Origin of the sequence: Antrihabitans cavernicola (assembly GCF_008297975.1) — a bacterium.
GTDB lineage: Bacteria > Actinomycetota > Actinomycetes > Mycobacteriales > Mycobacteriaceae > Antrihabitans > Antrihabitans cavernicola.
In genome coordinates this window covers 56811-80204 of record NZ_VLNY01000005.1, presented here as the reverse complement: position 1 = coordinate 80204, position 23394 = coordinate 56811, and the positions used below count along the sequence as shown (strand labels likewise).

Here is a 23394-nt window from a genome sequence, read left to right as displayed (position 1 = left end):
ATCGCGACGGGTCCGTGACGAAATCTTGATCGGTCAGCGGATGGGGTGCGATCCGTTGGACGGCTGAAGTGGCCCTTCCAGGGTCGTCGGGTCGAGAAAAGTAGGACATGAGTAACGCAGATCCGCGGCGCACCCCGCGACCCCGCAAAGGTGCCCGAGACCGCAGTCGTACCCGTCGAGGCGTCAGTACGCTTCCGCAGTTGCTGATCGCTGCGGTCGAATCCGCACACGATCGCGATGCCGTCGTATTCGACGGGCAGAGCTATACCTACGGCGACATCGACCAGCGTTCGTCGCGGCTGGCGCGCATTCTGATCGAACACGGTGCCGGCCCGGGGACCATTGTCGTTGTCGCGATCACTCGGTCCGTCGAATCGATCGTCGCCGTGTGGGCCATCGCCAAGACCGGCGCGGCCTTCGTTCCCGTCGACCCGCAAGCGCCTGTGTCGCGGATCGAGTACCTGATCGACGACTCGGCGATCGACCTCGGCATCACCGTCGGCGCACATCGAGCAGTGCTGCCGACGGGTCCCACCTGGTTGGTGCTCGACGACGTCGCAGACGCCGCACGCATCGATGCGGCGAGCGACCATCCGATCTCCAATCACGACCGCCTACGACCCGCCCGTGTCGACGACCCCGCCTACGTCATCTACACCTCCGGCTCCACCGGCCGACCTAAGGGCGTCATCGTCTCGCACGCAGGCCTCTCGGGCTTGGTCGCCGCCGAACTCGCGCACTACCGGATCACCGCAACCTCACGGGTGCTGCACGTGTGCTCGCCGACGTTCGACGTGTCGGTCCTGGAAATGCTGCTCGCCTTCACATCCGGTGCCGCGCTGGTGATCGCACCTGCGACGGTCGGCGGCGGCGACGCGCTGGCCGAGCTGCTCGCAGCCGAAAAGGTGAGCCACATGCTCATCACCCCGGGTGCATTGTCCACGGTGCCGCCCGACGACCTGCCAGATCTCACCGTCGTGATCGTCGTCGGCGACACCTTCGGGCCGGACCTGGTCGCCAACTGGTCGCGCGATCGCTGCTTCTTCAACGGCTACGGTCCGACCGAAGCCACCATTCTCGCCACCCGCAGCAACCCGATCGACGTCGATGCGCCGATCACCATCGGCGCACCCATACCTGGCGTTATCGGACTGGTGCTGGACAGGCGACTCCGGCCGACGCCGACAGGCGTCGTGGGGGAGCTGTACCTCGGCGGGCCGCAACTTGCCCGCGGGTACCAGGGCCGAGCGGGATTGACCGCAGAACGCTTCGTCGCCAACCCGTTCGCCGCAGGCTCGCGCTTGTATCGCACCGGCGACCTGGTGCGGCAGAACGCCGACGGAGAGCTGGAATACCTGGGGCGCAGCGACTTTCAGGTCAAGGTGCGTGGCCAGCGCATCGAGCTCGGCGAGATCGAACGCACCATGCTTGCCGACGACGCGGTGGCGCAGGCCGCTGTGGTCGTGCAATCCGACACCGAAGGTCGGCAACATCTCGTCGCCTATGTCGTCGGTGCCGATGATGCCACGATCGAGCAGGCTGCCCTGCTGCTGGCAGCCGAGGCGATCCTGCCGTCCTACATGGTCCCCGACCTGATCGTGCCGCTCGACGAGATGCCGCTCACGCCGAACGGGAAGGTAGACCGAAAAGCATTGCCAGTGCCGGTCTTCGCCAGCGCTGCCCCGTTCCGGGCGGCCGAGACCGACAACGAACATCTGCTCGCCGACGTTTTCGCGGACCTGCTCGGCGTCGACCGGGTCGGGCTCGACGACTCGTTCTTCGCTCTCGGCGGCGATTCCATCGTGTCCATCCAGCTGGTCTCGCGCGCCAAGGCCCGCGGACTGGTTTTCACGCCGCAAGACGTGTTCGAGTGCAAGACCGTTGCCGAGCTACTGAAGGCTGCGGTCCTCGCGGAAGCCGATCTGCCTGTGCCGGAGAATCTTTCGAGAACCTTCGACGTCGGGCAGTTCGAAGACCGGTATCCCGCCATCGCGGACGTGTGGCCGCTGGCCCCGTTGCAGGCCGGCTTGCTGTTTCACGCGATGCTGGCCGAAACCTCGATCGACGCCTACTCCATCCAGGTCGCAGTCCAGCTGAAGGGTGCCGTCGACGGGCCGCGGCTGCGTGCCGCCGCGCAGGGCGTCCTGGACCGACATCCCGCTCTCCGCGCAGCATTCGTGACCGCTGCCGACGGAACGCCGGTTCAGGTGATCGTCGATTCTGTCGCAGTTCCGTGGCGCGATGTCGACCTGTCCGATCTCGTTCCAGCGCAACGTGAAAGCGCGTTCTCGACGCTCGCGCTGGACGACCGAACCGCACGATTCGACGTCACCCAGCCGCCTTTGATTCGCTTCGCTCTGGTGTCGCTGACAACCGACGAATCGGTGCTCGTCGTCACCAACCATCACATCCTGCTCGACGGTTGGTCGATGCCGCTGCTGCTCCAAGACCTGCTGACTCTCTATGCGACGCAGGGCGATCCGTCGGTATTGCCCCACGTTCGGCCGTACCGCTCTTACCTGGCATGGCTCGATCACCAGGACCGCGACAACTCGACCCGCGTCTGGGCGGACGCGCTGCGGGGTGCGGAACCGACGCTGCTGGCGGCTGCCGATCCGAAGCGGGAACTCGGCGACCTCGGCGACAGCGTCATCATCGACCTCGCCGCCGACGTCTCCGATTTGTTGTCCGCACGCGCCGCGCAGTGGGGCGTCACGCTCAACACGATTGTTCAGAGTGCGTGGGGAATTCTGTTGGGCCGGTTGCTCGCCCGCGACGACGTGGTCTTCGGCTCGACTGTGTCCGGTCGGCCGGCATCGCTCGACGGTGTCGAGTCCATGGTCGGACTATTCATCAACACCCTTCCGGTCCGGATCCGACTGGACGCAACCGAAACCATCGAAGGCCTGCTGCGGCGCGTCCAACGTGAGCAGGCCGCTCTTCTCGACCATCACTACGTGGCGTTGCCCGACATCGTCGCCGCTACGTCATCCGAAATCGCCTTCGACACCCTGACGGTGTTCGAGTCGTATCCTGTCGACCGCGCCGCGCTAGCCGAGCACGCTGCGACGATCGATGGCATGGCTATCACCGATGTGCAGATGGACGGTGCCACGCACTACCCGCTCACGTTGGTCACGACGGTCGACAACGGCGTCCAACTTCATCTGCGTTATCTGCCGGACCTTTTCGACCGGGTAGCCATCGAGGCGTTCGGGCGGCAACTGGAGCGCATTCTCGGTGCGTTCGCCACCGACCCGGCTTGCGTGGTCGGCGACATCGAATTGATGAGTGAGGTCGAACGCTCTGCGCTGCTGCGTGTCTCAGGTCCCGCGAGTGCCGAGCGGGTGTTGCTGTCCGAGTTGTTGGCCGCCGCTGTCGCGTCGAATCCGGACGGCGTTGCGCTGAGGTACGAAGGCCTGTCGGTGACCTACCGCGACCTCGATCGCCGGTCGAATCGAATTGCGCGAGAACTCGTTTCTCGTGGTGTCGGCCCTGAGACCTACGCGGCGTTCGCGATCGAGCGTTCGATCGATTCGACGGTCGCACTGTGGGCGATCGCCAAGACGGGCGCCGCCTTCCTGCCGGTCGACCCGAGCTATCCGGCCGATCGAATCGCGCATATGCTCGCCGATTCCGGCTGCGTGGTGGGGCTGACGCTCACTCGGCATCGCGACGCGCTTCCCGCGACGGTGCCGTGGCTGGAACTGGACGCACCGCACGCCGAGAGCCACTCGCCGGACGCGATCGATTCGAGCGAACTGACTGCCCCGCAGCGCATCGACCAACCTGCGTACCTGATTTACACCTCCGGCACCACCGGCCTGCCGAAGGGCGTCGTGGTCACGCATGCCGGAGTGGCCAACTTCGCTGCGGAACAACGAGATCGGTACGCAGTCACAGCCGAGTCGGGGTGACGCTCGCCATCGCGTCGCCGAGCTTCGACGCGTCCGTGCTCGAGCTCCTGCTCGCCGTGTCGGTTGGCGCGACGATGGTCGTTGCGCCCCAACGGATCTTCGATGGTCGCGAGATCGCCTCGCTGTTGGCCGCCGAACGTGTCACGCACGCATTCTTCACGCCTGCTGCGCTCGCCGCGATCGATCGCACCGGTCTCGACGACCTCCGCGTCGTCGTCGCAGGCGGCGACGCCTGCCCGCCAGAGCTGCTCGACCGGTGGGGATCGGTTGGGAGCCTTCGGTTCTTCAACGGTTACGGTCCGACCGAGACCACCATCATGTCCAACATCAGCGATCCGCTGGCCGCGGGCGACGCCGTCACCATCGGCGGCCCGACCAGGGGTATGCGATCGCTGATACTCGACTCGCGTCTGCGTCCGGTCCCGATCGGCGTGGTGGGCGAGCTGTACACGTCGGGACCGCAGCTGGCCCGCGGTTATCACGGTAGACCGGGGCTGACGTCCGGTCGCTTCGTCGCCGACCCGTACAACGACGCTGGCCGGCTCTATCGCACCGGTGACCTGGTGCGCTGGACGACTGACCTGTCGATCGAGTACGTGGGCAGATCCGACACGCAGATTCAATTGCGCGGCTTCCGAATCGAATTGGGCGAGGTGGAGTCGGCGCTGAGTCGGGTAGCCGGTGTCGCGCAGGCGGCGGCCGCAATACGGTCGCACGACCGCTCCGGCGCCACTCTCGTCGGCTTCGTCGTCTCCGAGGCCGGTGTCACAGTCGACCCAAGCCGGATTCGTGAGGCTGTCTCGGCATTCTTGACCGCGTACATGGTCCCCGACGCGGTCGTCGTGCTAGACGCGCTCCCGCTGACGCCGAACGGCAAACTCGACCGGAAGTCGTTGCCTGTCCCGGTGTTCGCCGGTGCAGACGAGTTCCGCGCGCCGGAATCCGACACTGAACTGATCCTCGCAGAACTCTTCGCCGAAGTGCTGAGCGCCGAGAAGGTCGGCCTGGACGATTCCTTCTTCGCCCTCGGCGGCGACTCCATCGTGTCGATCCAGTTGGTGTCGCGCGCCAGGACCCGCGGGGTCGTCATCACTCCGCGCGACGTGTTCGAGCAGAAAACGGTTGCCCGACTCGCGCTGGTCGCCACATCTGCCGATGAATCCGAACCCGCACTGTTGCAGGAGCTTCCCGGCGCGGGCGTCGGACGAATGCCGCTCACACCGGTGGTTCGGTCGATGGTGTCGGCTCCCGGCGGATTCGGTCGCAACTGCCAGACGATGGTGGTTGCACTGCCGGTCGGGATCGACAAAACAATCCTGCTCGCCACCCTTGCTGCGGTTGTCGATCATCACGATATGTTGCGGTCGAGACTGGTGATCGATGGTGCCGACTCGTACCTGGAGACATCGCCGCGTGGGGGCGTGGACGTCTCGGATCTGGTCACGCGCATCGATGTTGCCGATTCGGTGGACGCGGACGCCGCTCTTGACGCGGCGATGGGCAGGTTGGACCCCAGCGCGGGGGTGATGACACAGTTCGTCTGGTTCGATCAAGGACAGGACACCGAGGGGCAGCTCCTGATCGTCGCGCATCACCTGGTGATCGACGGGGTGTCCTGGCGGATTCTGTTGCCGGACTTCGCTTCCGCCTGGGCGCAGCTCGGCGATGGCCGCACGCCGACGCTGGCTCCGGTCGGAACGTCGATGCGGCGCTGGGCGCACGCCCTTGCCGACGAGGCAGGAACGCGGGTGGCCGAGCTCGACTGGTGGCGTTCGGCTTTGGCCGGTTCCGATCCATGGCTCGGCGCTCGTGCATTCGATCCGACCGTCGATGTGGTCGCTACGGTCGAGCGGGTGCAGGTCGCGGTGCCTGCCGATGTGACTGCTGCACTGGTGAAATCGATACCCGGCCTGTTCAACGGTGGCGTCAACGACGGCCTGCTCGCCGGATTGGCGCTCGCGCTTGCCCAGTGGCGGCGTGAGCGCGGTATGGCCTCGAGTTCGTCGCTCATACAGCTCGAGGGCCACGGTCGCGAAGAGGCGGTCGTTCCCGGTGCTGACCTGTCTCGAACGGTAGGGTGGTTCACCGCCGTATTCCCGGTGCGGCTGGACCTGACCGGTATCGATCTCGACGAGGCCTTCGCAGGTGGCGCCGCTGCGGGTCGGGCAATCAAGTCCGTCAAAGAGGCACTCCTCGCGACCCCGGACAAGGGGCTGGGTTACGGGCTGCTGCGGCACGGGAACAGTGACACGGCAACAGAACTGGCGGCGTTTTCGTCCGGTCAGATCAGCTTCAATTACTTCGGCCAGGTGTTGTTGGGCGGGGGCGATGCCGAGTCCGCGCCGTGGGCGCCGACGTCGGCACTCGGGCCACTGACAGCAACCGGCGACCCCGACATGCCCGCGAACACGATCGTCGATATCAACGCGGTCGTCACCGACGGGCAGGACGGCGCGAGTCTCGGCGCGACCTTCGCGTACGCATCGAAGCTGCTCTCCCACAACGACGTGCAGCGCCTTGCGGACCTGTGGGCGCAGGCGTTGCAGGGACTTGCAGAGCACGCCCGGATCCCCGGTGCCGGCGGCTTGACGCCGTCGGACGTTCCGCTAGTGCACATCGACCAGTCCGAGCTGGAACGATTGGAGCACGGGTACCCGACGCTGATCGACGTTTGGCCGCTGTCACCGTTGCAGTCGGGCTTGCTCTTTCACGCGCTGCTCACCGAGGCATCGGTGGACATGTATTCGGTCCAGCTGGTTCTCACCCTGTCCGGCATAGTCGATGCCGACCGTCTTCGGCGGGCCGCGCAGACAATGCTCGACCGCCACCCGAACCTGCGGACCGGTTACGTCACCGATGCGCAGGGAGTCGCCCGCCAGGTGGTGGTCGACGATCTCGAGGTGCCCTGGCACAGTGTCGATCTCAGTTCGTTCGATGACGGCGCTGCACGCGACGCCGCGCTTGCCGAGGTGCTGGCAACCGATCAGGCGACGCATTTCGACATGGCAGCACCACCGTTGTTGCGATTCACCCTGGTGACCGTCGATGCCGACTCATACCGTCTTGTCCTGTCGAATCACCATGTGCTGCTGGACGGTTGGTCGATGCCGTTGCTGCTGGGTGACCTGCTTACCCTCTACGCGACGCGCGGCGACACCGCCGGGCTCTCGGCTGTCCGACCGTATCGGAACTACCTGGCCTGGCTGGCAGAGCAAGATCCGGCGTCGTCTGTCGACGCGTGGGTCGAGGCGCTCGCAGGAGTGGAGCCCACCTTCGTCGCGAAGAACGCGACCGAGATCAACGCGACAGCCCGAACCGAACGCATTGAGATCGCTCTGGATACCGAACAGACGGATCGGCTTTCGGGCTTGGCGGCCCGCATCGGCGTCACCCTCAATACTGCGACGCAGGCTGCGTGGGCCGTCCTACTGGGCCGCATGACCGGTCGCGACGACGTTGTCTTCGGCGCCACCGTGTCCGGTAGGCCGCCACAGTTGGCAGGCGTCGAGACCATGGTGGGCTTGTTCATCAACACGGTGCCGGTGCGGGTTCGCCTCGATGCGGACGAAAAGGTCGAACAACTCCTCCGCCGGGTTCAGCGTGAGCAGGCGAGCTTGCTCGATCATCAGTACGTCGGGCTGTCCGACATACACCGGGCAGTCGGAGTCGGCGGGTTGTTCGACACGTTGACGGTGTTCGAGTCGTATCCCGTCGACACCGCCGGACTGGCCGAAAAGGCCGGGGCGATAGACGGAATGACCATCGACGGTGTCACCTCCAACGATGCCCCGCACTACCCGATATCGGTTCTGATATCGGTAGGTAAGCAACTGCAGGTATCGCTCGAGTATCTACCGTCCTTCGTCGACAATTCGGCTGCGTCGGCAATAGCGGATCGACTCGAACGCATTCTGCTGTCGTTCGCCCGTGACGCGTCCACGAGGGTCGGCGATATCGACATCCTTGCGGCAGACGAGCGGCAGCACCTGCTTTCCATGAGCGATCAGCCTGCGTTGGCCGAGCCGGCGTCGCTCGCCGACCTGTTCGATGCGCAGGTGCAGCTGTCGCCGAATTCGGCAGCGCTGGTCTTCGGCGACACGACGCTGACGTACACCCAACTCGATCGACGCGCGAACTCTCTTGCTCGACAGCTGATCTCGATGGGCGCCGGACCGGAGACGGCGGTCGCTGTTGCGTTGGGCCGGTCTGTCGATCTGGTCGTAGCCATGCTTGCCGTGGCGAAGGCCGGTGGCGTGTATCTCCCGTTGGATCCGATGGCACCGCGTGATCGAATCGAATTCGTTCTCACCGACGCATCCCCGGTGTGCGTCATCGTTCGCTCAGACGGGGCCCTGCGCGATCTCGACCCGCCGACCCTGCTCGTGGATTCCTTCGACGAAACACGCTATCCAGCAACGCCGATCACGGACGTTGATCGGACCCGCCCGATCCGTGTCGATGATGCCGCGTACATCATCTACACGTCGGGATCGACCGGGCGGCCCAAGGGTGTTGTCGTCACTCACGCAGGACTTGCGGGACTTGCGGCTGCCGTCCGCACCCAGTTCGACGTGACGGCGACGGCGCGAGTGCTGCAAGTGTGCGCGCCGATCTTCGACGTCTCGATGGCGGAGATGTTGGCAGCATTCACTGCGGGAGCGGCACTCGTGATCGCGCCCGCAGAAGTCTTCGGTGGCGACGAACTCGCGGAACTGCTTGCGCGCGAGCACGTGAGCCACCTGCTGATCACACCAGGAGCACTGGCGACGGTGCCGCCGCAGCGATTGCCCGACCTGGCGGTCGTCGTTGTCGCCGGTGACACCTTCTCGCCCGATCTGGTAGCGAAGTGGTCGGCCAATCGCCGATTCTTCAACGGCTACGGGCCGACCGAGGCGACCATCCTCGCGACGAGCAGCGCTGCGCTGCATCCTGATTCGGATATCACGATCGGTACGCCGCTTGCCGGTGTCGCCGGACTTGTCCTCGATTCGCGACTGCGTCCGGTGCCTGTCGACATGGTGGGCGAACTCTATCTGGGCGGACGGCAACTAGCACGTGGTTACCACGGCCAGCGGGCAATGACCGCTGAGCGGTTCGTCGCGAACCCGTTCGGTGTAGGTCGGCTGTACCGGACCGGAGACCTGGTGCGACGCAGCGCCGACGGCAATGTGGAGTACCTGGGACGCAAGGACTTCCAAGTCAAGCTGCGCGGCTTCCGTATCGAGCTCGGCGAAGTCGAGTCGTGCGTGGCACTGTGCGCGGGCGTTGCGCAGGCCGTGGCGGTTGTCCGAACTGACGCACACACCGGTGATCGATTGGTCGCCTACGTGGTTCCGAATGCGGGTGTCACGGTGACGCCCGCAGATGTGACGCGTTTTGTGGGCGGTCGCCTACCTGCCCACATGGTTCCAGACGCCGTCGTGCTTCTGGACGTGCTTCCGCTGACGCCGAACGGCAAGATCGACCGCAAGGGCTTGCCTGCGCCGGTGTTTGCCAGCGAGGCCGAGTTCCGTGCGGCGCAGACGCCCGTCGAGTCCGTGATCGCTGAAGTCTTCGCGGACGTTCTCGGTGCCCAGCGTGTCGGACTCGACGACTCCTTCTTCGCGCTCGGGGGCGACTCCATCGTCTCGATCCAGCTCGTATCGCGAGCAAAGGCGCGGGGCGTCGTGTTCAGTCCACGAGATGTGTTCGAGCACAAGACGGTTGCCGCCTTGGCCGAAGTCGCACACCGTGCCGTCGATGCACAGTCCGAAGTGGTGCAAGAACTTCCCGGGGCAGGAATCGGTTGGTCGCCGCTGACCCCGATTGCGCGCGCACTGGTGTCCGGTCCCGGCTCCTTCGTCCGCAACAGTCAGACCATGCAGCTCGGGCTGCCACTCGGCATCGATCGCGTGGGAATTGTCCGCACGATCGGTGCCGTCGTCGACGGGCACGACATGCTGCGGGCGCGCCTCGTCGGCGACCGCGACTCTCGCTGGGGACTCGAGACCTCTCCTCCCGGTTCCATCGACGTCAACGGCTTGGTGACCCGCATCGAGTTCACCGTCGAGTCCGCCGATCTCGCCTCTGTCGCACTGGATTCTGCTCTCGGTCGCCTGGACCCACAGGCCGGCGTGATGCTGCAGTTCGTGTGGTTCGACCGTGGCGATACTCGGCCGGGATACCTGTTGGTCGTTGCGCACCATTTGGTGATCGATGGTGTGTCGTGGCGAATAATTCTGCCGGACTTGATGTCCGCGTGGGCACAGAGTGCGGCCGGGAAGCAACCAACCCTTGTGCCAGTCGGAACGTCGATGCGACGGTGGGCGCACGCCCTCGTCGACGACGCACATCGCGAGTCTCGTGTTGCCGAACTGCCACTGTGGCAATCGATGCTCACGAAAGCCGACCCCGCACTGGGAGATCGCCGATTCGATCCGATGCGCGACACTGTCGCAACGGTGCACAGCGTCGACATCGTTGTGCCCGCCGATGTGACATCGGCGCTCGTCACGACCATCCCGGAGCTGTTCCGAGGCAGTGTGAACGATCCACTGCTCACCGGTCTTGCTCTCGCCCTTGTCAAGTGGCGAGCCGACCGCGGGATCGACGAGCCGTCGGCGCTGATCCAGGTGGAAGGCCATGGTCGCGAGGAAGACGTCGTGGGTGCCGACCTCGCTCGGACCGTCGGCTGGTTCACCACGGCGTTTCCTGTCCGGCTCGATCTGTCCGGTGTGAACATCGATGACGCCTTCGCGAGTGGTCCCACAGCGGGCCGCGCGATCAAGGTCATCAAGGAGCAATTGCTTGCGATTCCGGACAAAGGTCTCGGCTACGGCCTGCTTCGGCACCTCAACGACCGAACCCGTTCCGAGCTTGCCGATTTGGCGGATCCGCAGATCAGCTTCAACTACCTCGGGAAGGTATCGCTAGGCGAGGGCGCCGAGGATGTCGGTTGGGCACCCGCAAACGCGCTGGGCGACCTCTCCGCCCGCGGTGACTCGGACATGCCTGCCAACAAGATCGTCGACATCAACGCCATCGTGACCGACCGGCTGGACGGTCCCACTCTCGGTGCGTCTGTCGCCTTCGCGTCGACCGCGATTTCCGAAGCGGCCGTCCGTGACTTGGCATCGTTGTGGGTGCGTGCGTTGACCGCACTGGCGGAGCATGCCAGCGGGTCGACCGCAGGTGGACTGACACCGTCAGATCTTGGCCTGATCACCCTGCGGCAGCAGGAGATCGAACAATTGGAGAGCAGCTACCCGACTCTCAGCGACGTCTGGCCACTCGCGCCGTTGCAGTTCGGCCTGCTGTTTCACGCACTCCTGGCCCACGACTCCCTCGACGCTTACGCCGTCCAGGTGAAGCTCACGCTGTCCGGAACCGTCGACGCCGTTCGGTTGCGCGCGGCGGCGCAAGCCTTGCTCGATCGGCACCCGAACCTGCGCACCGGATTTGTCAGCAATGACGACGGCACATCGCTGCAGGTGGTTGTCGACGACATTCCCGTGCCATGGCGCGCAATCGATTTGCGCGGTATCGATGACGACTCGAGACGCGCGGCGGCAATGGCTGATCTGCTGTCCACCGATCGCGCAACACATTTCGACGTGACCGCTCCGCCCCTGTTGCGGTTCACACTGGTCACAGTGAGCGACGACGAATCCATACTCGTCGTGACGAATCACCACATCTTGCTCGACGGCTGGTCCATGCCGCTGCTCCTCAAAGACCTGCTGGCGCTCTACGTCACCCACGGCGACGCCACGATGCTCCCTCGGGCACGCGCGTATCGCTCGTATCTCGGGTGGTTGGCCGAGCAAGATCGCCACGCAGCCGAGCAGGCGTGGTCACAGGCGTTGGCCGGGGCGACTGGCACATCGATCGCGCCTGCCGCCACGAGTCGAGGACTCGATTCCTTCGCCGACGATTACACGGTCGACCTGGCCGAGGACACTACGGCGGCGATCGGCGCACTCGCTGGTAGGTGGGGTGTCACCCTCAACACCGTCGTGCAAACCGCGTGGGGAATCCTCCTTGGCCGGTTGCTGGGTCGCGACGACGTGGTCTTCGGTGCGACGGTATCGGGCCGTCCGGCAGGGCTGCCCGGCGTCGAATCCATGGTCGGTCTGTTCATCAACACGCTGCCGATCCGCATACGGCTCGATGCGCAGGAGAGCATCGAGGACCTGTTGCGGCGCGTCCAGCGTGAGCAAGCCGCGCTGCTCGACCACCACCACTTGGCGCTGCCCGACATCATCGCGGCCAGTGCCACGGACCTCGTGTTCGACACCCTGACGGTGTTCGAGTCGTACCCCATCGACCAACAGGGGCTTGCGGATCAAGCGAAGTCGATCGACGGGATGGCCCTGGTCGGTGTGAGCATGGCGGATGCGACGCACTATCCGCTGACGCTGATCACGACCGTCGACACCCGGATGCATCTCGAATTGCGATACATCGGTGCGCTTTTCGATCGGCCCACGATAGAGAGTCTGGGTGCTCGGCTTCTTCGTATCATCGAAGCGGTTGCGGCGGTTGCGGCGGATGCATCGGTGCTGGTCGGTGATATCGAGCTGACCAGCGCCGACGAGCGCGCGGCTCTGACGCAGATCAGCGGTGCACCGGACGAAATGGCCGCGACGCTGCCCGACCTGCTGGCGGCGGCCGTCGCGGCGAACCCCGTAGGCATCGCCGTTCGATACGAGGGTCGTCAGATCGATTACACGGAACTCGATCGGCAATCGAACAGGATTGCGCGGGAACTGATCTCCCTCGATGTCGGCCCCGAGAACGTCGTCGCCATCGGGATCGAACGGTCGATCGAATCGATCGTCGCGTTGTGGGCGATCGCGAAGACCGGTGCGGCATTCCTGCCGATCGATCCCGCCTATCCGAGTGAGCGCACGCACTACATGGTGTCGGATGCGGACTGCTCGGTCGGCCTCACAGTGAGCGCGAATCGAGAACGGCTACCACAGGAAACGCACTGGCTCGACATCGATGCACCGGAATTCCTTGCCCGGGTGGCGAAGCGAGACGGCGCTGCACTGACCGACCACGACCGCACTTTGCCGCTGCAGTCGCAGCACCCCGCGTACGTCATCTACACCTCCGGTTCCACCGGGGTGCCGAAGGGCGTCGTGGTGACGCACGCGGGTCTTGCCAACTTCAGTGCCGAGCAGCGGGACCGATACCGGATCACCCCGGACTCGCGGACATTGCACTTCGCGTCCCCGAGTTTCGACGCGTCCGTTCTCGAGCTGCTCTTCGCCGTTCCTACCGGTGCGACGATGATCGTTGCACCGCAACGCATGTACGGCGGCGCGGAAGTCGAGGCATTGCTTACCGACGAACATGTCACGCATGCTTTCTTCACCCCGGCCGCGCTGGCAACGCTCGATCATGCAGCCACGAACGACCTCGAGGTGATCGTCGCCGGTGGCGAGGCGTGCTCGCCCGCGCTGGTGCAAGCGTGGGTATCGGACGATCCGTCAATTCTTCCCCGCCTGTTCAACGGATACGGCCCAACCGAGACGTCGATGATGACGAACATCAGCGATCCGCTGGTACCCGGCGGGCGCGTCACCATCGGCGGACCGATTCGGGGAGTCCGCGCGTTGGTACTCGATGCGAAGCTTCGGCCGACGCCGACGGGTGTCGTCGGCGAACTGTACTTGGGCGGAACGCAGTTGGCGCGCGGCTATCTCCGTCGTCCGGGCCTGACCGCGCCGCGTTTCGTGCCCGATCCCTACGGCACGCACGGAGCCCGCCTTTATCGCACCGGTGATCTCGTCCGGTGGACGGCGGACAACTCGCTCGAGTATGTCGGTCGCGCCGACTCTCAAGTCAAGGTGCGCGGCTTCCGGATCGAGCTCGGCGAAATCGAATCCGCGCTCGCCAGATTCGCCGGAGTGCGGCACGCTGTGGCAGCCGTTCGGGCCAACGAGGTGACGGGCGATCGGCTTGTGGGGTACGTCGTGCCGGTGAGCGGTGTGGCCGTGCAGCCCGCCGAAGTCACACACTTCGTATCGGCGTCGTTGCCTGCCCATCTGGTGCCGGACGCGGTGATGGTCCTCGATGCGTTGCCGTTGACGCCGAACGGCAAGGTCGACCGTAAAGCCCTTCCCGCACCGGTATTCGCCAGCACAGCCGATTTCCGGATTGCGGAGAGCCACGTCGAATCGGTCTTGGCGGAGGTGTTCGCCGAGGTGCTCGGTGTCGAGCGCGTCGGTCTCGATGATTCGTTCTTCGCCTTGGGCGGCGACAGCATCGTCTCGATTCAGCTCGTCTCGCGGGCCAAGACTCGCGGCCTGATTCTGACACCGCGTCAGGTGTTCGAACGCAAGACGGTGGCGAAACTTGCCGAGGTGGCGCTGCAGAGCGACGAGTCGAGAGCTGTTGTGCTGCAGGAACTGCCCGGCGCCGGCGTCGGATGGATGCCGCCACTCCCGGTTGCGCGTGCGCTCGTGGAGGGCCCGGGCGGATTTGTTCGGAGCAACCAGTCCATGGTTGTCGACCTGCCTGTCGGGATCGATCGGGGCGGTCTGCTGGCGACCATTGCCAGAGTGGTCGATCACCACGACATGTTGCGCTCACGACTCGTGCACGATGATCGGGGTTGGGGTCTCGAGACGCTGCCACCCGGCATAGATGTCGAAAGACTGCTCACCCGAGTCGAGTTGGCGGACTCGCTCGATCGAACTGCGGCGACGGATGTCGCGTCCGTTGCGATGAACGAGGCTCTCGGCCGACTCGACCCAGTCGCCGGTCGAATGCTGCAGTTCGTGTGGCTCGACAGGGGCGGGGCCACGGCAGGGCAATTGTTGATCGTCGCGCATCATTTGGTGGTCGACGGCGTGTCCTGGCGAATCCTGTTGCCGGACTTCGCAGTCGCATGGGCGCAGCCGGACACGACGTTGGCGCCGGTTGGGACATCGATACGACGGTGGTCGCACGCCATGGCCGACGAGGCCGTCGCACCCGATCGAATCACCGAACTGGCTTGGTGGAGTGCCACTCTCGCGGGCGATGATCCACTGCTGGGTGCTCGCGCATTCGACGCGGCGGTCGACGTGGTCGCGACGGTCGAGCGGATCGAACTGCAGGTTCCGCCGGACGTCACAGCCGCGCTTCTCAAAGCCATTCCGGGGCAATTCCGAGGTGGGGTGAACGACGGGCTGCTCGCCGCATTGGCACTGGCGGTGACAATGTGGCGCACCGAGCGCGGCGTCGACGCCACGTCGGTGCTGCTGCAACTCGAAGGGCACGGCCGCGAGGAACAGGTCGTCAGCGGGGCAGACCTCTCCCGCGCGGTCGGGTGGTTCACCAGTGTGTTCCCGGTCAGGCTCGATGTGTCGGGCATCGAGATCGATGATGCTCTCGCCGGTGGGGCGGCTGCGGGAGCGGCGATCAAGAGGGTCAAGGAAGCACTGCTCGCCGTGCCGGACCGGGGAATCGGCTACGGCTTGCTCCGCTACCTGAATGCTGAAACCGGCTCGGTGCTAGCGGATTTCGTGGAACCGCAGATCAGCTTCAACTACCTCGGCCAAGTGCTGTTGGATGGGATGGCGGGAAGTTCGGGTCCTGTCGGCTGGGCGCCGTCGGGACAGTTCGACGACGTGACCGCACCCGCCGACCTCGACATGCCCGCCAACAGGGTGATCGATATCAACGCAATCGTCACCGATGAAGCCGCAGGTCCCGCCCTGCGCGCATCTTTCGCCTACGCGTCGCGACTGCTGTCCGAGAAGGATGTTCGACGCTTGGCCGACCTCTGGCTGGCGGCACTGACGGGACTCGCGCAGCATGCGGTTTCGCCCGGCTCCGAAGGCCTGACGCCGTCCGATTCGCCGCTGGTGGACATCGACCAGGAAGACCTGGAGCGTTTCGAGACCAGTTACCCGAACGCGGTCGATGTATGGCCGTTGGCGCCGTTGCAGGCCGGCCTGCACTTCCACGCTGTGCTCGCCGAATCATCGGTCGACGCGTACTACGTCCAGGTGGTGCTCGATTTGTCGGGAGCGGTCGATGCCGCGAGGCTGCGCGACGCTGCTCGAGGACTGCTGGATCGGCACGCGAACCTGCGAACGGCCTTCGTCAGCGACCGGCACGGCACGGCGGCACAGGTGGTTCTCGAATCGGTGGCCGTCCCCTGGCGCGCAGTCGATTTCAGCGACCTACCGCCGGTCGAACGTGACGGCGCGGTGGCGGCGCTGCTCGCCCAGGACCGTCTTGCGCACTTCGACGTGACTCGGCCGCCGTTGATCAGATTCACCCTTCTCACGCTCAGCGACGGGACAGCCGCCCTAGTGGTGACCAACCACCACATACTGCTCGACGGCTGGTCTATGCCGCTGTTGCTCAAAGATCTCCTGAGCCTCTACGCGACCGGTGGCGACGGCTCGGCGTTACCGCGCGTGCGTCCATACCGGTCCTATCTGGCCTGGGTCGGTGAGCAGGATCGCGATGTGTCGCTGCACATCTGGCAGGCAGAGCTGGCCGGCGCCGAATCCACGCTGGTGGCCGCGATCGATCCTGGGCGCGAGCTGAGTGCGTTGTCGGATTCGGTGAGCCTCGACCTCGATGTGGATCTGACGACCAGAATGACAGCCCGGGCAGGGGATCTCGGAGTCACGCTCAACACGGTGGTGCAGGCATCGTGGGGCGTTCTTCTCGGACGGATGCTGGCGCGCGACGACGTGGTGTTCGGCGCGACCGTGTCGGGTAGGCCCGCTGGTTTGGCGGGTGTCGAGTCGATGGTCGGCTTGTTCATCAACACCCTGCCCGTGCGGGTCCGCCTCGACCTGGACGAGACCGTCGAAAATCTGCTGGTTCGAGTACAAACCGAACAGGCACGATTGCTCGACCACCATTACCTGGGCATCTCCGAGATCCAGAGCGCCGCAAACGGTGCGGCGGTCTTCGACACTCTCACGGTCTTCGAGTCGTATCCGATCGATGCGCAGGGTTTGGCGGAACAAGCAAGTGCCGTCGACGGAATGGCGCTGACGGGGGTGAGGCTGCAGGACGCCACTCACTATCCGTTGACCCTCGTGACGACCGTGGACACCGGTATCCATCTGCAATTGCGTTACCTGAGCGACCTTTTCGACCGCACCGAGGTCAGTGCACTCGGCGAGCGTCTCATTCGTATCCTGACCGCGATGGCCGACGAGGGCGACTGCCGAATCGGCGCGATCGACATCGTGACGCCGGACGAGCGACACGAATTGCTGGTCGTGCGAAATGCCACCGCGCACAAGGTTGTCGACGCCGACATCCTGGCGGCATTCGATGATCGAGTTCGCCGAACACCCGACGCGACGGCGTTGGCGTTCGAGGGCGTCGCCATGACCTTTGCCGAGGTCGGCGAGCAGATCGATTTGCTGGCGGCGCATTTGACGACGCTGGGTGTGGGTCCGGAGTCGCTTGTCGCGCTGGCGATTCGCCGGTCGGTCGATCTGGTCGTCGCCATGTATGCCGTTCTGCGAGCCGGGGGAGCGTTCGTTCCGGTGGACCCCGACCACCCGCCGACCCGAAACGCCTACATCTTCGAGACTGCCGGGCCGGTATGCGTGCTGACCAACGGCGATATCGACCTGGTGGTGCCCGATGACTTGCCCGTCGTTCGAGTCGATCTGCTCGACGCGGCCGAATACTCAGCCACCGCAACCGGTTTCAGGCCCGCGGTCGCCACGAACCCTGCCTACGTCATCTTCACGTCGGGATCGACAGGTCGCCCCAAGGGCGTCTCGGTGTCACGCGGGGCCTTCCTCAATCAGCTGGAATGGATGCAGTCGACCTACCCGATGTCCGCGGAAGATGCGTACCTCCAGAAGACTGCCACCACGTTCGACGTGTCGATGTGGGGGTACTTCGTGCCGTGGCGCTCCGGCGCCCGACTGGTGCTCGCTACGCCGGACGGGCATCGCAACCCTTCCTACGTTGCCAAGCTCATTGCGGAGCAACGGATCACGGTGACCGACTTCGTGCCGTCGATGCTCGCAGTGTTTGCAGGCGGAGCCGATCCCAGCGCGTTGGCGACGTTGCGGTGCGTCTTCGTGATCGGCGAGGCTTTGCCGCCTGCGACGGTGACAGCGTTGAGCCGTGTCAGCGATGCCGCCTTGCACAACCTGTACGGTCCCACGGAAGCTGCCGTATCCGTCACGGCGGCACGCGCTTTCGCCAATGGGCTACCGGTACCCATCGGGCGGCCGATCTGGAACACCCAGGTCTACGTTCTCGACGCCAATCTGGCACCGGTGCCTGTCGGTGTGACCGGTGAACTCTATCTGGCCGGTGCGCAACTCGCGCGCGGCTACGTCGCGCGCCCCGATCTGACCGCGGACAGGTTTGTCGCAAATCCGTTCGGCGCAGCCGGATCTCGGATGTACCGTTCCGGTGACCTGGCCTCCTGGAACGTTCGGGGTGGTTTGAACTACCTGGGCCGCACCGACTTCCAGGTGAAGCTGCGAGGCCAGCGGATCGAGCTCGGCGAGGTGGAGGCTGCTCTGACCGAGTCTGCGCAGGTATCGCAGGCGGCCGTCGAAGTGGTCGCAACGGCGGTGGGGGAGCAGCTGGTCGGCTACGTGGTCGGCGTGACCGGCACCGCGCCCTCCCCGGAACGGTTGCTGTCTGCTCTACGTGATCGGCTGCCCGGCTACATGGTTCCGGACACGATCGTGGTGCTCGAATCGTTTCCGTCGAACTCCAGCGGAAAGTTGGACCGCAAGGCATTGCCGAAGCCGACCCGATCCAACGACTTGGTGTTCGAGGAGCCGCGTACGCCGGTGGAGCGCGCTGTCGCCGAGGTGTTTGCCGAACTGCTCGACATCGACCGGGTCGGGCGCAACGACGATTTCTTCACACTCGGCGGCAACTCGCTGGTCGGCGCGCAAGCCATCACGAAGATCAAGGACGCGACCGCGCTCGATGTCGGGCTGCGCTGGTTGTTCACCCATCGCACGGTGGCCGAGCTGGCGGCCAAGATCGAACGACCGGACGTCGTCATGGAGGACACGGGGGGGCTGGAAGTGTTGCTTCCCATTCGAGAATCAGGTGATGGACCGCCGCTGTTCTGCGTTCATCCGGTCGGTGGACTCGCGTGGCAATACCTAGCGTTGACGCGGCACCTCGACCGAACCGACATCGTCGGAATTCAGTCGCCCAATATCGTTGCTTCCGAGCCGTCGCCGACATCGATCGACCAGATGGCGGCGCGCTATGTCGCGGAGATTCGTACGGTCCAGCCGGAGGGGCCGTATCGCCTGTTCGGGTGGTCGCTGGGCGGCGTAGTCGCGCATGCGATGGCTGTGCACCTGCAGGCGACCGGCGCGGAGGTGTCGGTTCTTGCATTGGCGGACAGCCACCTCGAAATGGACAGCGACCTGTTCATGAAGGCGCTGCGCGCCTTCTTCAGATCCACGGGGGTGGCCGTCCGCGACGACATGGATCTGGCAGACCTCTCGACCGAGAAGGCTGAGCAGTTCATCGCCGCTACCCAGGCCGATATCGCCGACTTCACCGCAGATCGGATTCAGCGAATCTTTGCCGATGCGGCAGGGGCGGCAAAACTGGTCAACGAATATCGGCCCCAGGCATTCGACGGCGACATGTTGTTCTTCACAGCGCAATTGGAGGGGCTGGCGAGTGCAGCCGACGCCTCCAAGTGGCAGCCGTACGTCCGGGGGCGTATCGAGAATCAGCCGATCATGTCGCGGCACACCGAGATGCTGGCAGAGGCGTCGTTGACCCAGATCGGTCCACTGCTCGACGAGTGGATTGTGAAGCGCGGGTGAGTCGTTGGGTCAGCTGATCTCTCGGTGGCGCCGAACGAACGATTCCAACAACTCGATCGACAATCCGAACTGATCGTCGGCCATCGGATGCTCAGCTCTGACCTGCGAAATTTCGTCGTGCAGATGCTCCATCCGCACGTCGAGCTTGTTGGCGGCTTCGGCTGCTTCGGTGAGCTCCGCCTGCAATCCCGGCGGCACCTCCCCGCTGTATTTGTAGAAGATCTTGTGCTCGAGGCTCGCCCAGAAATCCATCGCAATGGTGCGGATTTGGAGTTCGATGGGCACCTGCTGTACCCGATCGCTCATGAAGACGGGAACCTCGAGCAGAATGTGCAAGCTCTTGTAGCCGTTGGGCTTCGGATCCGCGATATAGTCGCGAACCTCGAGAACGGTGATGTCGGACTGGCTGGTCAGCATCTCGGCGATCCGGTACGTGTCCTTGATGAAGCTGCACGTGATCCGAACACCCGCGATGTCGACGATGTTCTTGCGAATGTCATCGAGGGTGAAGGCGGTGTTCTTGCGTTGCACCTTCTGCAGCAAGCTCTGCGGCGACTTCATCCGAGACGTGACGTGCTCGATCGGGCTGTAGCTGTGGATGTGTGTGAACTCGTCCTTCAAGATGTTGATCTTGGTCATCAACTCGGCGACGCCGAACTGATAGGCCATCATGAATCGCGTGAACTCCGCGCGAAAATGAACAAGCTCCGCACTCGTCACGGCATCCGGGATGCCCTCCACGTCCACGTCGATCCCACCCACTCGAAAGTCACGGCTGTCTGCATTGTCTCTTATCGAGTGTGCCATCGACAGCTGAGACAAGTCTGAGGGCGTGACTGCTCATTCCGCCGTGTCGTCGAAAAGCGTTGCTTCCGAGGTGTTCCCGAACAATTCCAGCTGTCGCCCCTGCTTCGGTATCGGCAGCGTGGGGCGCCGATTCACCCGTAGCGCCTCCCACAGCACCCTTGTGGTCTGTTCCCAGCCGAGTGCCTCGCTGTGGCAGTGCTGTGCCTTCGCTGTGTCGTCGGCATAGGCTGCTTCCAGCTCTGATTCGCGCCAGGTGGCTACTTGCTCGCGGCTGATCCGGATGTACTCGAGAATGGTGGCCTGCGTGTTGTCGCAGAGCCGTGCGACGTCCTTCGGGTCAATCGCGAGTTCGTGAGCGATATCGAGCAATGCTTCGGGAACGTCGCGCGCAGGCTGGTCGACCAACGCCTCGTCTGCGGTGTCGGCCCATAGTCCGCTGCCGCCGATCCGCTCGACGAATTCCTGGTCGACGGCACCCAAAAGCTCACGAAACTTATCGAGTGCACTCAGCAGGTGCCGTCCCACGTACGGGTCCGCATCGATCCGCATCACGGCAACAACACCTTCGTGCGCGAGCAGCAGCTTGATCTCGGGCCAACGACGGTTCTGATCGGCGATCACCTCGGCGGCTCGGGTCAGATCGTCGATATTGCTGATCAGCGGCGCAACCACCTCCACCGCAGGCTCGGATTCGAGCACAGATACGAACAACGTCAGATTGTCGAGGTGCAGCGGAATGTCACCCTCGCGGTCTTTGATCGGGGCGTGGCCGAGCAGCGCCCCGATCGTCGCGTCGACCAATGCCTGGAGATGTTCGTGGTCGATCGGATCGACCGCAGAGCCCAGGTCTGGAACAGGGCGCGCAGGTGCGGGCGTGAAATCGAAGGCCGGTGTCGTCTTGCCGCCCGTTGTCGACGCGGCAAGGAAGGAGGGATGCGCGACGTTCCACACCTGGCGCAACACCTGCACGCAGCGCAACGCCAGATAGTCGCCCCACGCCCGGTTTCGGTCGACGTAGAACGACGCCGGCCCGTTCGCGGAGTCGTCCGGGCGCCGGAAACCGCAGCCTGCAACCTGATCTTGCTGCGCCGAGCTCAGCTGTCGCAGCGGATGGAGGAACTGATTCGACGGGACTTCGCAGCGCACCATGTCGTTGCCCCAGGCGAAGAACTGCACACAGCCGCCGACGTCCGCGATGTCGTTGGTGCTCTCGTGACGGGATTCCAATACCAAAACGTCGTCGTCCTGCATTGCGCCGACATAGTCGCCAAGTACCCGTTGGAAGTCGGCCCACGCGTTGTCGATCCCACGATCGAAATCCGATTCCGACATCGCACTCTCCTCTTCCACGGCGGTCGAGGTGAGGAATGGTCGCTCCTCGAACCTCTCTGTGGACCGTATCGGCGAGGTACGACAATTCGTTGCGTCGAGCTGTGCGACTAGCCGCTCGCGCCGATTCGGTAGCTTGCGCCTCGGTGGTCGTCAGGCAGTCGATCGCCCTTTCCGAGCAGCTTGTTTCGCAGCGTCCCTTCCGTGTACTCGGTGCGATAGACGCCGCGCCGCTGCAACTCGGGGACCACGTACTTCACGACGTCTTCGAACGTTCCCGGTGTGATCGCGTAGGCGAGATTGAAGCCGTCGACATCGGTCTCGTCGACCCAGGCCTGCAATTCGTCTGCGACCTCCGCAGGCGATCCGACGACGCGCGGCCCCGCACCGCCGATGCCGCCCCACGCCGCGATATCGCGCACGGTCCACTCACTACCGTCGCCGCTGGCCTGTTGGAATGCGCTGACGAACGACTGGATCGCGTTGCTCTCCACGTTGCCGATCGGCTCGTCCAGGTCGTACTTCGACAGATCGATGCCCATCCACCCCGACATGAAGACCAGTGCACCCTCATCGCTCGCATACGACTGGTACTCGGCATGTTTCGCGTGTGCCGCGTCCGAGGTCTCGTCGGTGATGATGGTGAGGAGCTGGTAGATCCGCGCCGAGTAGGGGTCGCGTCCGGCCTTCTTCAGTGCCTCACGAATGTTGGCCACCGTGTTCTTCAAGATGGCTTTGGTGGGTGCGCCGACAAAGATCGCTTCCGCATTCTCGGCGGCGAAACGGGTGCCGCGAGGTGATGCCCCTGCCTGGAAGATCACCGGTGTGCGCTGTACCGATGGTTCCGCCAAATGTATTCCAGGAACGGTGAAGTGCTTGCCGCGATGCTCGATCGGGTGCACCTTTGCGGGGTCGGTGAACACTCCGGTCTCCCGATCGCGGACAACGGCGTCGTCTTCCCAGGAGCCTTCCCACAGTTTGTAGAGAACCTCGAGGTACTCGTCGGCGTGGTCGTAGCGGTCGTCGTGCTGCAACTGGTCGTCGTGGCCCATGTTCTGCGCTGCCGAGGGTAGATATCCGGTGACGACGTTCCAGCCGATCCGTCCGTTGGTGAGGTGATCGAGGGTGGAGAGGCGACGCGCGAACGGGTACGGATGCTCGAAACCCGTTCCGGCCGTGATTCCGAAGCCCAGATGGTCGGTGACCGACGCGAGTGCGGTCACGAGCAACAGCGGGTCGGACACCGGGATCTGCGCACCCTGACGAATGGCCGCCTCGTGGTTGCCGCCGTACACGTCGTAGGTGCCGAGGACGTCGGCGATGAACAGGCCGTCGAACTTGCCGACCTCCAACAGCTTTGCCAGCTCGGTCCAGTAACCGAGCTCCTTGTACCGCGCCGACTGATCGTCGGGGTGGCGCCACAGACCGGGCGATTGATGAGCGACACAGTTCATGTCGAAGGCGTTGAAACGGATCTCGCGTGACATGGCTGTGGCTCCTGAACTCGTGATGACAGACAACCGAGTCAGTTCATGCCATCGACGAGCGATACGACACCT

General features: G+C 64.5%; 5 protein-coding genes. 2 read left to right on the top strand and 3 right to left on the bottom strand.

Going from position 1 to position 23394, the window contains the following annotated elements:
* Positions 1-107 precede the first annotated feature (107 nt).
* Both FOY51_RS27790 and FOY51_RS27785 read left to right on the top strand, forming a co-directional pair.
* Positions 108-3917: a non-ribosomal peptide synthetase gene (locus FOY51_RS27790; protein WP_149430526.1), complete on the top strand. Its 3810-nt coding sequence runs from the start codon at positions 108-110 to the stop codon at positions 3915-3917.
* Positions 3914-19699, top strand: a complete 15786-nt coding sequence (locus FOY51_RS27785; RefSeq protein ID WP_149430525.1) for a non-ribosomal peptide synthetase — start codon at positions 3914-3916, stop codon at positions 19697-19699. The genes FOY51_RS27790 and FOY51_RS27785 overlap by 4 nt, the downstream gene beginning before the upstream one ends.
* A 9-nt stretch (positions 19700-19708) precedes the next feature.
* On the opposite strand, the gene FOY51_RS12230 is transcribed toward FOY51_RS27785, so the two are convergent.
* From FOY51_RS12230 to FOY51_RS12220, 3 genes are all read right to left on the bottom strand, one after another.
* Entirely contained in the window at positions 19709-20371 is a 663-nt protein-coding gene (locus tag FOY51_RS12230) for a GTP pyrophosphokinase (protein ID WP_235916310.1), read from the bottom strand.
* A gap of 168 nt (positions 20372-20539) precedes the next feature.
* The gene (locus FOY51_RS12225) at positions 20540-21838 is read right to left on the bottom strand and encodes a TY-Chap domain-containing protein (protein ID WP_149430523.1); all 1299 of its coding nucleotides are present in this window, start codon (positions 21836-21838) and stop codon (positions 20540-20542) included.
* 107 nt (positions 21839-21945) lie between these two features.
* A complete protein-coding gene (locus FOY51_RS12220) occupies positions 21946-23322 on the bottom strand; it encodes an LLM class flavin-dependent oxidoreductase (RefSeq protein WP_149430522.1) in 1377 nt (458 codons plus the stop codon).
* Positions 23323-23394: the final 72 nt, after the last annotated feature.